General features: G+C 62.6%; 4 protein-coding genes. 2 read left to right on the top strand and 2 right to left on the bottom strand.

Annotation, left to right across the window (positions count from 1 at the left end):
• Positions 1–38 precede the first annotated feature (38 nt).
• Positions 39–3,194, top strand: coding sequence for a hypothetical protein (locus VJR29_12225; GenBank protein ID HKY64172.1), 3,156 nt, complete (start codon positions 39–41; stop codon positions 3,192–3,194).
• Positions 3,195–3,373: 179 nt separating this feature from the next.
• The gene (locus VJR29_12220; protein ID HKY64171.1) at positions 3,374–5,485 is read left to right on the top strand and encodes a transglycosylase SLT domain-containing protein; all 2,112 of its coding nucleotides are present in this window, start codon (positions 3,374–3,376) and stop codon (positions 5,483–5,485) included.
• Here the strand turns inward: VJR29_12220 and VJR29_12215 are convergent.
• On the bottom strand, positions 5,470–11,190 hold the full coding sequence (locus tag VJR29_12215) for an FHA domain-containing protein (GenBank protein HKY64170.1): 5,721 nt from the start codon (positions 11,188–11,190) through the stop codon (positions 5,470–5,472). The genes VJR29_12220 and VJR29_12215 overlap by 16 nt on opposite strands.
• 246 nt (positions 11,191–11,436) lie before the next feature.
• Positions 11,437–12,888: hypothetical protein (locus tag VJR29_12210; GenBank protein ID HKY64169.1), on the bottom strand; the 1,452-nt coding region annotated here is incomplete at its 5' end.

Raw genomic sequence — 12,888 nt, 5'->3', positions numbered from 1 at the left:
GCCTTCATTTTCGGCAAACCTCAAATTCGGGTAATTGAGTGCGAGATCGATCCCCTTTCCGCCTTTTATTCGCCACCTTGATCCTTATTTTCGGTTTTTTGGCCCAGCACGAGGCCCGGGCCGGCTATTTCGACCCCAAGCTCAAGTGGTACACGCTCACGACCGAGCACTTCAACATCCACTACCATGAGGGCACCGAGGCGGTGGCCCACCGGATGACCGGGATCGCCGAGAAGGTCTACGCCGAGCAATCGCCCAAGTTCCAGTGGAAGCCCTGGGGCCGGACCGAGGTGGTGATCACCGATACCACCGATTTGAGCAACGCCTTCACCACGACCCTGCCCTACAATTACATTCTATTGTTCGTGGCGATTCCGCCCGGCGACTCGACGCTGAATTATTACGACGATTGGCTCCACGACCTCTTTCTCCACGAGTTCACCCACACGATCCACCTCGACATGTACGGTGGCATCGCCAAGCCCTTCCGCTGGGTGCTGGGCCGGATCGTCACGCCCAACGGCCTGACCCCGGGCTGGGTCCGCGAAGGCATCGCGGTCCAGCAGGAGTCGCTGGACGGCAAGGGCCGGGTCAATAATTCCTTCTCCGACATGATGCTGCGGACCGACATCCTCAACGACCAATTTTTGGCCATCGACCAGATGGCCGGCCTGCAATTCGAGTGGCCGGGAACCAACGCGGCCTACATCTACGGCGGAAAATTCTGGGACTACTTGGCCACCACCTACGGCCAGGACAAGATCGTCGAGTTCTCCAAGCGCTACAGCAATTCGATGTGGCTTTTCTCGCTCAACAACAAGGCCCGCAAGACCTTCGAGGACAAGAACTTCTACAAGCTGCACAAGGAGTGGAAGGAATTCCTCACCAAGAAGTACCAGGCCCAAAAGCAGGAAGTCGAAGCCAAGGGCCTGACCTCGCTGGGCGACTTGGCCCATGTCGACCAAGGCAGCTTGGGCGAGCCGACCTTGAGCCCCGACGGAAAGTTCGTCCTCTATTCCAAGACCGACTTAAGCAATAAGGCCGAGATCCGGCGGATCAACCTCGACGGCAGCGGCGACGAGCGGGTCTACAAGGGCCGGATCGGCACCCAATACAGCTTTTCGCCCGACGGCAAAAAAGTCGTCTACAGCGCGATGGGCAGCTACAAGCACTATTACAAGTACTTCGAGCTCTTCGAGCTGGACCTGGCCACCGGCAAATCGAGCCAGATCACCTCGGGCCAGCGGGCCTTCCATCCCGATTATTCGCCCGACGGCAAGAGCATCGTCTTCGTCAAGAACCACCTCAACGGCACCCAGCTCGCGATTTGGGACGTGGCCGCCAAGAAGGCCAAGCTCTTGGGCCAGGCCGAGACCGCGGTTCAATTCAGCTTTCCTCGCTTCTCGCCCGACGGCAAGACCATCGCGGTCAGCGCCTGGCGAAACGGCAACCGCGACATTTACCTCTATGACCTGAGCGGGACGATGCTCAAGCAGGTCACTCAGGACAAGGCCATCGATCTGAATCCGGCCTTCTCCAAGAATGGCGCCGAGCTCTTCTTCACCAGCGACCGCAGCGGCATCACCAACGTCTATCGCTACAATCTCGGCTCCGGCCAGACCGAACAGGTCAGCAACGTCCTGACCGGCCTCTTCGCACCCCAGTTCAGCGGCGACAAGATGATCGTTCAGCATTACTACGGTCGGGGCTACGACCTGAAGGTCTACGATTACAACCCGGCGCCAATCGCGGTGGCCAAGCCCGAGCCGGCCAAGCTGAAAGGGAAGAAGGGTAAGAAAAAGAAAGTCGCGGTGGCTCAAGCCGAAGCGGTCCCGGCCGCGCCGGCGCAAGGCGATTTGGCGGTGGGAGATCCGCTGGCACCGAAATCGCCCTCCCCCCTTGCGGGGGAGGGTGGCCGAAGGACGGGAGAGGGGGGCGACGCGACCTCCACCAGCGTCGCTAGCGCCGTGCCCGCACCCTCTCCGCCTGGCGACATTAAGTCGCCAGTTTCCCCTGATGGCCCCCCCGCAGGGGGGGAGGGCGAAGAGACCGCGACGCTCGAACCGCCTCCCGCTGAACTGACTCCCAAGAAATACAACCCGTTCAAGAAGCTCTTCATCCCGCGCTACATCATGCCGAACATCTACTTCGGCGACAGCGTGACGATCACCGCTGACATCGGCAGCGCCGACCCGCTGGGCTGGCACCGTTGGACCGGCGGCATCAACTACCGGACCGACGCCAACTTCCTTGGCGGCCAGTTCATGTATTCCTATAACCGGCTGAAGCCGTCGCTCTTCGTCAATTTCTTCGACTTCGTCGTCGACTACGGCGACATCTTCGGCATCGGCGAAAGCTTCTTCGAGGAACGCCGCCGGGTCGCGGCCGGCGCCACCCTCGGCACCGGCCGGCACAGCCTGTCAGGCTATTATTTCTTCGAAAACCGCTCGGCTGAGTCGGCGATCCCGCCCGGCGCGATCTTGCCCCCGACCTTGGGCAATTTCTCGGGCTTCGGACTGCGCTATAGCTTCACCCGGGTCGATCAGTTTCCGAAGAGCATCAGCTTGGAGGGCGGCCCTCGCATCCAAATGAACTTCGAGGCCACCGACCAAGCCCTGGGCTCCTCGCCCAACAACGAGCAGATCATCTTCCAGGGCGACCTCCGGGAGTACGTCCCGCTGCCGCTCGACGGCCACGTCCTGGCCTTCCGCTTGGCCGGCGGCATCGCCTGGGGCGACAAGCTGCTCCAGGGCACCTTCCGCCTCGGTAGCGCCTTGGGCGAAGGTACCCTGGCCGCGGTGACCCCTCGGCTCTTCACCCTCCGCGGCCTCCCCAACATCACCTTCGCCGGCGAGCGGGGAATGCTGATGAGCGGAGAATACCGCTTGCCGCTGATCTACCCCCAGCGCGGCCTGGGCACGACGCCGATCCATCTCAACAAGATGTACATGGTGTTCTTCGCCGACTATGGATCGGTCTGGAACGGCGACATCGACTTCGACAACTTCCTCTTGGGCGTCGGCGCCGAGCTGCGGGGCGACTTCGTGCTGGGCTACGGCCTGCCGATCACGGCCCGGCTGGGCTACGGCATCATCGTCGTCGGGCGGCAATTCATCCGCGGCTTGAATGACCCGATCACCAACAGCGCCATCACCAACGGCACCATTATCTTGTCGCTGGGGACCTCGTTCTAAGTGTCATCCTGAGCGAAGCGAAGGATCTGCGACCTGCCAAGGTCTTCGAAGGGCCTTAATCACTTCGATCCAGTAATGGGAATTCCGAGGGAACGAAGGAGCGCTGGAGCCCTAAGCTTCTTGGCCAGTCACAGATCCTTCGCTTCGCTCAGGATGACATTGATGGTAAGAAGGCGGGCATGCGTGCAGCCCTCTTGTCCCTCCTCATCCTGTCCCTCTTGTCTCCGCTGCCGGCGGCAGCCAAGAAAAAGCCGGCCGAGACTTCCGAGCTCACCCTCACCGGCCTGGTCTTCAGCGGCCGTTTCAGCGATGCCGAATCGGTCTTGGAAGGCTTGCTCGGCAAGAAAGCCAAGGGCCCCTGGAAAGAGAGGCTGCGGTTCATCCAAGCCTACGTCGAGCTCCACTCCGGCGACAAAGCCAAGGCCGCCAAGCTCTTCGGCGAGCTCGATCCCAAGGGACCGCTCAAGGATTACATCGTCTATTACCGGGCGCTGGCTTTGCGCGAATCGGGTCAAGCCAAGGAGGCGATTCCGCTTCTCACCGAGCTGTCGAGCCAAAGCTTGCCGCCCAATTTGACGGCCAAGGTCTCGCGCGATCTGGCCCTGGCCTATTGCAAGACCGGCGATCGGGGCCAAGCCGTCGACCGTCTCAACGCCCTCATCCAGACCGAGCCCTCGCCGGCCAAAACTTATCGGCTGCGCTTCGACCGGGCCCGCTGCCTGCTGGAGCTCGGCGACAAAGCCGAGGCCATGGCCGGACTACTCTCGCTCTATCGCTCCGAGCCCGAAGGCGAGCTCAGCGGACAAATCCTCGCCGCTTTAAAAGAAGCCGATCCGGAGTACCGCGTCGGCGCCGGCGAGCACATAGCTCGGGCCGAGCTGCTCTTGGAGCGCAAGCGGCCCGATCTCGCCGCCGTCGATCTCGAGGAAGCCGTCCGGCTCTCGGCGCCGGCCCCGCTCTCCCTCAAGAAGCAGCTGGCCCAAGCCTATTACAAGGCCCGGCGCTACCGCGAAGCCGCGGTCCTCTTCGAGGAGATGCGAGCCGATCCGGCCTCGGGCTTCGGCGGGGAGGACGACTTGGGCGACCTGGCCCGCTCCTATTCGCGGAGCGATCAATTCGATTCGGCGATCGCGGTTTACCGCGAGCTCGGCGTCGACGCCGAAAACGCCTACAAGATCGCCTTCCTCAAGATGGACCAGGGCAAGCTCGAGGACGCCAACCAGCTCTTCGTCGAGCTGCTCGCGGCCTATCCGACCCATCCCCGCCGCGCGAGCGTCGAATGGTTTTTGGCCTGGAACAATTATCGGCTGGAGAATTACGCCGAGGCCGAAGCCCGCTTCGGCGAGCTGCAGGCCAAGGCGGCCCGGGAAAAATCGGAAAAGCGGGCGGCCTATTGGCGGGCCCGTTCGTTGGAGGCCTTGAACCGCAACACCGAGGCCAAGGCGATCTATTCGGACTTGGCCGATGACGAAAATCTTTCCTATTACGCCCTGCTCAGCCTGAAGCGGCTGGAAAAGCTCAACGAGCCGACCCAGGCTCCGCGCCGCGGCGCCGTTCAGAGTCTGCCTCGGCTCAAAGTTCCCGAGCCCTTCGCCATGGGCGAGCTCGATTCGCCGGGTGGCAAGGAGTCGCTGCGACGATTGAAGGAGCTGCTCTTGGTCGGCTTGTGGGAAGACTTCCTAGCCGAGCTCGACTTCGTCGCCGCCCGCGAATCGGTTTTGGAGGATTTCTCGGAGATCCGCAACGGAACCGGAGCCACCGCCCAAGACTCCGGCTCCTGGAACCTGAAGTACCCTCCGGCCTACGCGACCCTCGTCACGCTTTTCGCCCAGACCCGCCACATTCCGCCGGCCTTGGCCTGGGCGATCATGCGCGAGGAAAGCCGCTTCCGGCCTCAGGTCGTCAGCCCGGCCAACGCCATCGGCCTGATGCAGATCATTCCGCCGACCGGCTCCGAGATCGCGGCCTTTCTCCGCCGCTCCGCCTTCAGCCCCGAGGACCTTTACCGGCCGGTGGTCAACGTCGAGTACGGCGTTCAATATTTGGCGATGAACCTCAAGCGCTTCTCGGGCAATCTCATCGAGACGATCGCCAGCTACAATGCCGGACCCGAGGCGGTGGAGCGCTGGAAGAAGGCCCGGCCGGGCCGCGATTGGCAGGAATTCGTCGAGGAAATCCCCTACGCCGAGACCCAAGACTACGTGCGCAAGGTCCTGCGCTCCTATTATCTCTACAGCTTGATCTACGGTTTGGACGAGAAGGTGCCGGCCGAGTTCTATTCGGGAAAGTAGAGCTCGGTCCGCAATGGCGCGTGGGTGCCGTCGAGGCTGCCCGCACGGAAACCGGCATTGGCCAGGTCGTAGCCGGCTTGCTGGTACAAAGCGAGGGCGGTCTGGAAGTGTTTTAGCTGCTCGTACTTGTTTTCGGCCTGGGCTTTTTTGGCGTAGGAGTTGAAGCTACCCAGGACCATGGCCCGGAAGCGATGATCCAAGGGGTTCGGCACTTTCCCATCGACGAAGTATTCCATCACGCCGCTTCCGGTGATCGGCCGGCCATTCTCCCCCCGCAGCATATGAGTGAAGGGCAAGTTGCCCATGCCCAAGGCGGCTGAATGATCCTGGGCGAAGTTCCGCACCGCCTGGTGGACCTTGGCCGCGTCTTGGGCCCGGTAGAGGATGCCCAAATAAGTCGAAGGGGCCTCGGTGCTAGTCGAGAGCGGCGCCGTGATCTGGACCGGCACGTCCAAGGTCAGGAGCTTTTCATGCAGGCCCCGCAAAACCTCGGCCTCGGCGCCGGGCTTGATTTTCAGGGTCAAGGAGGTGTTGGGGTCGCTGAAGCCTTGGGAACCGTAGAACAAGGTCTTGCCGTCGAAGCTGACGTCGTAGACTTGGCCGAAATCCCCGCCGACCTTGGCATCGATCAACCCCTTGAGGACGGCCTTGGTCGGATCGGAGAATTTCACCTCGCCTTCCCGCTTCAGGACTTGGCCGAGGAACAGGGGCAGGGTCACCGAGCTGGAAGAAAGGGAATCCTCTTTCGGTTCATGTCGCGGGAACGTCTTGATCTCATTGACTTTTTTCTTCAGCCTCTCCTTGTCGGAAGTCAGCCAACTCGAGATCGAGTCGAGCAGATTCTGGGAGCGAAGGTCGGGGTGCACCGTGGTCAAGCTCGGGTCCACCGGCTTGGGCGGCTGGGCGGCGGCGATGGCGGCCTCCAGCGGGCTTGGGCTGGGAGCAAGCTTGACGTCCGCCGCCGGGGGCGCCGGCGGAATCGGCTCGGAGTGCAAAGCCTCTTTGGGCACCGGCGAGTGGCGCGGAATCACCGGTTGAGTCAGGTCGGGGGCCGGCGGCGGCATTTCTTGAGAGGCGGTTTGTCGGGCACCGCTGGGCGCCACCGGCGCGGCCGGAGCCTCGGTGTTGAGCTCGCCGAAATCGGCCTCATTGCGCGGGGCCGGAGCCGCCGGCTCTTTTGGCTTTTCGGCCAGGGGCGGCGCCGGGGGGCGCTTCGCCGGCGGTTGGGGAGGCTGGCTACGGCGCATGATGTGGGGGCCGGAGCCGCCGGTCTGCGGAGGCCGGGAAGCTTGCCGGGGACGCTGCGGCGGTGGCGGCGGCTCTTCCATCTCCACCGACTGACGGGCCAGCTTTTCGGTGGCGGAGGCCTGCATGATCAGAGTGTCGCTGACACCCCCGCCGTTGAAATCCCCTTCCGATGGGGCCCGGCGGGGAGGCGGGGCCGCGGCGGGGCGGGCGGCCTTGCCGTCCGGCGGCGCCGGCCGCACGGTCGGCGTCTCGCTGTCGGACTCGGTGGCGTAATTTTCTTTCCGGAGCCGGAAGGTGATGCCGTGGCCCTGCCTCTTGTCCTTCTCACCGCCTAGGGCGATCTCGGCTTCGGGCCGAATCGGAACGGTGGCTCCCGGGATCACTTCCTGGCCGTCGATGTAGATCTTTTCCTCGAGTGTCAGCGAGCGAAGGTACCAGTTCCCGGACTCCGAAACGAAAATCTCGCAGTGTTCGTCGGCGATTCGAGACGGGTCCCGAACGTAGTCCAAGCTGACCGTCCGGGTGTTGGGAGTCTCGCGGGGGTCGGGATTCTTGCCAAAGATATAACGGGTGGTCTTGCGATCGGCGGTGAAGACCACGTTGCCGAAATTATCGATCAATTCCATCGGCGCCTGGTTGGGAGCAAAATCTCGAAGGAGCTTGAGCGGAAACACCTCGGCCGGCTTGGCCGGATCGATGCTCGTCGCCGACCACGGCAACCGGAAGGTGAGCTCGATCGCGTCGTTTTTACCGGCCGGAGCGCCGAGACTGAAGGTGCTGCCGGATTGGAGCGGAATGAATTCTCGGCCGGCTCCGGAGTCGAGCTTCCGCCCGTCCCGACCGCCCAGAAAGGTCCCTTGAGCGCTGTCCTTATCGGTCAAATACCATTGATAACCCTCGCCGCTCGGCGTTCGGGCCAGGAATATCTCGGCATGAGTCGCCTCCAGAAGGCGGCCGCCGATCGCAAAGGAGGATTGGTAGGATCCGTGGACGTCGGGCTTGTGACCGATCAAGTAGCTGGTGTTGAGCGGATCGCCGGAGCCGATCACCTCGCCGTTGAGCAGCAGCTGGAAGACCGGCGTGTTGGCCGGGATGCCATTGCGGTATTCATCGGGCAAGGGGCCATTGAGGCGATCGACGTTGGTCAGCCGAGGCCGAATGGCTTGGGTGATCTCGGAATTTTCGGAATGAGTGCCGTCGGGCGAAACCGGCTTGAGGTTGAGCTCGGTCACGCGATCGCCCATCGGATCCAAATCGGGGTCGCGCTTGAGATTGATCTCGGTCACGCGATCGCCGTTCGGATCCAAGTCTTCGGGCGGAACCGAGTCCCGGGGGGCCGGGGGCCGCTCGCTATGGCCCAGGGCCCGCGAGGACGCTTGAACTTTATCGGCGATCGGAAGGTCGTGGGCGATGAACTCGACGCTCTGGTTGCCCATGCTGATGATGTCGCCGGACTCCAAAAAGACCCAGTCCTGACGGCCCGCCACCCTCTGCTCTTCGGACATGAACTTGGGGTCGGTGCGAATCAGGTTCCAGCGCTCTTCGGCCTGCTGGCCCCGGGCCGGACGATGGACCTCGATCGGGGTGTCGAAGCTCAAGTTTTCCAGGACGAAACGGCCTCTTTTGTCGACGTAAATTTGCAAGGTCGACGACTTGCTTCGCCAGAAGGTCGTCGCCGAGGTCAGTTTCACGCCTTCGCCGCCTTTGACCGAATTAAGCTGGGCCACTTCGAAGGCCAGGGGCTTGACCTCCTCGTTTCGCCTCCCCATGGCTTCTTGGATCTCCTTGGAGGGCATCGGATCGAAGCCGGGGTAAAGCGCTTCGAAGGGGAAGGTCTCGGCGGTGGGCGGCGGTCCCAAGCGCTTTTGGGCGGGCGATTGAGGAACATCGACCACGATATGAGCTCCGCGATCGGGCGAAAGAAGCTTGCCGTCGACGCCGATCCGCAGCTGAAAGCTATCGCCCAGCTGCAGGACTTCATTGTTCTTGAAGCGGGCGTGCTCGCCCGGCGCCAGCCGGCGGGTGCCGACGAAGGTCCCGTAGGTGCTGCCGGCATCGGCGACGTACCAAAAGCTGCCGCTGCGGTCGCGGACCAGGACCGCGTGGTATTCCGAAACGGTGTCCTCGACCCCGACGTTGAGCTTGGCGTAGCCGTCGAGATACTCGACGCCTTTGCGGCGGCCGGGGCTGCTGCCGATCCAGATCGCTTTTTGCTCGCCGGCCTTTTCGATCTTCCATTTACCGTTGAAATTGAAGGCCTGACCCGGAGCGAGCCCCGTCTTTTTGACCGGTTCCCGGCCGAAGCTGTCCAACCGGAGCTTGGCTTCGCCCAAGCCGCCCTGAAGGCGGCCCATCGTCATGCGGTTGGCCAAGTTGAAGCCGATGGTGGCTTGAGCGTAAGCCAGGCCGCTTTCGAGGAAATGGGAGAAACCGTCCTTGCCGTCGTCGGGCATCAAGTCCCAATGGCGCGCCAGGCTGTTGGCTCCGTGCATCGCGAGGACGCCGGTGCCGTGGTTGACGAAGGGAATGGCCACGTTGCGGGAGAGCCAGTTGGCCTCGCCCCCGCCCCAGCGCGGATTGAGCAGCACCCGGCCGGTCGGCGAAGTGAGCAATTGGGTTTCGGTCGGCGTCTTGGTGAAGACCCGGGCGCTGAGCGGGTTGACGACGGCATGGCTCATCCGCATCGCGCCGAAAAGCATCAGGCCCGAAAGAAATTCGTTGCCGAAGTTGGCCATGACCTTGTTCGGGTCGTGAACCGCCGAAGCTCCGGCTTGATGGAGAGCGGTGAAAGCAAAGGCTTCGCCGGCAAGGCCACCGCCGCCGGCCAGCCAGCGGCCGGCGAAGTTGACTCTTCCGCTTCCGCCCAAGACTCGCGCGAACCTGCTCAAGCCAAGCAAACCCGCACCCTCGGCGGCGGCGCCGAGGAAGGGCGCTCCGCCCATCGCGATCAAGGTGGCGGGATGGGCGACTTGCTCGGTGAAATGGGGAAGAAAGGCCTCGACCTTCGAGCCGAAGGTCCCCTTTCCGCCCATCGTTTCGAGAAGAGCCTTGGCCTTGGCCTGGACAAATGGCGAATTCTGCAGCCCGTTCAGGATACTTTGGGCCGAAGCCAACATTTGGGCCCGCCGGAACAGCCGCCCGTCGGCGAAATGCAAGAGCGCGGTGGCCCGCAGCTCGGCGTCGGTTTCGACGCCGATGGAATTGAGCTCGATGGCGTTCGGGCTGGAGAGCATCCAGTCGCGGGCCTGGGCCTCGTCGCCCTCGAGGCTCAGCGACTTGAGCACTTCGAAAGCGCTGGCCGCGGGCTTGGACTTGGCGGCCGCCAGCGCCTTCTTGACGACATCGATATTGGACTTTTGCAACTGCTCCAAGTCGATCGCGCCATGGCGCAGCACCCGCCGGTTCCACCAGCCCGATTCGGAATCCTGCTTGCGGGCCATCGACTCATTGGCCAGCACTCCGATCGCCTCGAGGATTTGAGGAGTGGCCTCGCCGCGGCGGGGATCCTTCTCCGAGCGCTTGGCGAAGACCGAGGGTTCGGCCGGCCCGGTCACCGAGTTGGCGTTGGGCAAAAGGGCCTTCCAGGCATCCTTGGGCTCGACGTCGTTTCCGGTCAAAAGCAGCGACGCCATGTTGACGACGAAAGCCTGGCCCTTCTCGGCCACTTTCGCCTTCTCGTCGGCCGGCGTCTCGGCCCAAATTTGGTTCATCCGCTCGGCGGCGGCCTTCCATTCTTCGGAATCGGCCAGCTCATGAGCCGGCTTCCATTGGCGGGTGAAATTCGTCAGCTTCCAAGTCTTTTCATCGACGCTGATCGTGTCGCTCAAGATCAAGCGGCCGTTGGCGGGATCGTCGTCGCCGTCGATGGTCATGTTGAAAGTGATGTGGATCTGGCCGTCCTTGCGCACCAGCGTGTAGTGATTGGCCTTGTCCTTGAGCTTATAATTGAGGTCCTGCCAATTGACCTCGACCATGTGATGGTTGAGATCGAGATATTCATGCTCGCGCTTGTAGGCCTTGGCGAAATCCTCCAAGGTCTTGCCGTCGGCGTCGGTGAGCGCCCGGCCGAAAGAAGTGCCGGCGCTGAAGGCGAAGTCCTGAACGGTCTTGTCGTCGATGCCGCGGGGCTGCTTCAAGGTCTCGCGGTACTTCTCCAGCCAAGCGGCCCAATTCCCCTCGCCCTTGCCGTTATAGTCGAAAGCCCGCTGGTAGGATTTCAGCTTCTTTTCGGAGGAGTCGAAGACGAAGGTGTCGCGGAGGTAGACCCGGCCGTTTTCCGGGTCGGCGTCGCTGTCCAACGGGATGACGAAGGACACTTCGACCTCTCCGTTCGGATGGACCACCGCCTCGGAACGCGACTCGGGATCGCCGCTTTTGAACTTCAGAGGGATTTTCTCAGGGTCCTGGGGATCGAAAAGATCGAGGACTTCCTTAAAAAAGGCCTGATTCTCCCTCAAAAGATCGCGGGTCTCCCCGGATAAATGGAACGTGCCCCCGTGCTTACTCATTTCAAAGGATACCGCGCCCCCCGGCGAGGTTCTTTCACGAGGCTAAGGCGAATGACGAAAGCTCGCCGGCCCCTTTTCACAATAATAATGTCGTCTAAACCGGCAAAGCCGCGAAATTAAAGGGTTTCAAGGCGCCGGTTGGGTTTGAAAGCTTATCGCTCCGCCACCGCAAAAGTTGTCTGACCCAAAGGGAAATTACTCAGGTTTCCGGAAAATCTGGGTCGTGTCGTCGTCCGTCCGACTGTTGTTCGAGGGCGGCTGGATCCCGGGGTCGGAATCGGCCTTGGGCTTCGACTCAGCCTTGGGATTATGGACATAAGCCACGCCGCTCCAGTTGTCGGCCTCAAGATGGTCGATGGCCTTGCCGCCTTGGGGCGCCTCGAAGACGTTCCCGTTGGAATCCACGAAACGCTGGACGCCGTCGACAAACACACCCTGCCGCCGATCGCGGGGATAGGTGCCTTTTTCGTAGGTTTCGTCGACCTCGTTCGCCTTTTTCATCCGCTGCCCGACCCAGGCATCGATGGTCTTGATGATCTCGTCCGCGCCTTCCTTGCCTTCGATCAGGTCGATCAGGACTTGGGGGTCCTTGAGGTTCTTGCTGGTGCCGTCGGGCAGGACTAAAACCACGTCGCCGGTTTCGAGCGGGAGGCGGTCGATGCCCTTGGCCGGCACCGGGTAGCCCGAGGCGTCGGGCACGTAGCCCTCGTTGGTGCTGTGGGGACCAAAGCTTTTGGGGCTGCCGACGGGATTGAAAATATTGCTGGCGCGTTCGTGGGTGATGATCGCCAGATCGCGGTCTTCCTTCGGCGTCTTGCCTTGGTTGATATCGAATTCGACGGCCATCCGGGCCAGGTTGTCCTCGGCGTTCTGGTAGATCCAACGGCGCTTGCCGTCGGATCCCTTCCGCAAAACATAAATCTTCACATCGCCGCCCCAGTTGGCTTCCAGTGTATGGGGGCCATTGAGGGTATCGGGCCGGCGAATCTTCACCGCGCCGATGCAAGCGCCCGGCTCCCGGCCCTTGGGGGCGGTGGGATGAAGCTGACTCTTCACCGCGTCATTAGCTTTGTGCATGGCTGCTGAGAGGTCGCCATTGACCTGGACCGCTTCGGTCACCGTCGTCAAAGTCAGGTTGGCGGCTTCCTTGCCGCCGGCATGGCCGCCCATGCCGTCGACCGCGACCAAAACCAAGTCGCGCTCGTTGGTGTAGGCCATGCCGATGCCGTCCTCGTTACGCTCGCGGCCGACGCCTTCATGGGTGAGGCCGGCGTATTCGCCCATCAGCTCGTTGGCCGATTGGCGGATCTCGCGGTTCGAGAGCGGAGCGTTCTTTTCGCCCATGCCGACCTGGGCGGGCGGGAACTTCAGGCCGTCGGGCAAGGTCGGACGCACCCCTTCGCTCTTGGGGGCGTTGGGGGGCGGAACCGGCTGGGCTTCGGGCTGGGTCGGCGCCGGTTTCGAATCCGGTTTTGGTGCCGGCTTCGGATCCGCTTTTGGAGCCGATTTGCGGGGACCGAAGCCCGGAATTTTGCCGAGCAGAGCCATGGCGCCGCGGGCGAAGGAGCGCTCCGAGGAGCTCGTCGCGGGCTTGGCGTCGGCGGCCGGCTTGGCCGCCTCGTCCTTGACCGCGGGTTTCGAAAAACG

It is taken from the genome of bacterium (genome assembly GCA_035281585.1).
Lineage (GTDB): Bacteria > UBA10199 > UBA10199 > DSSB01 > DSSB01 > DATEDP01.
Note: the sequence above shows the minus strand (reverse complement) of the source record. Positions and strands in the feature narration are given on the sequence as shown.

Excerpts from the sequence above, each read along its gene's own strand:
- VJR29_12220 (HKY64171.1), top strand. The coding sequence starts at position 3,374 with ATGCGTGCAGCCCTCTTGTCCCTCCTCATCCTGTCCCTCTTGTCTCCG.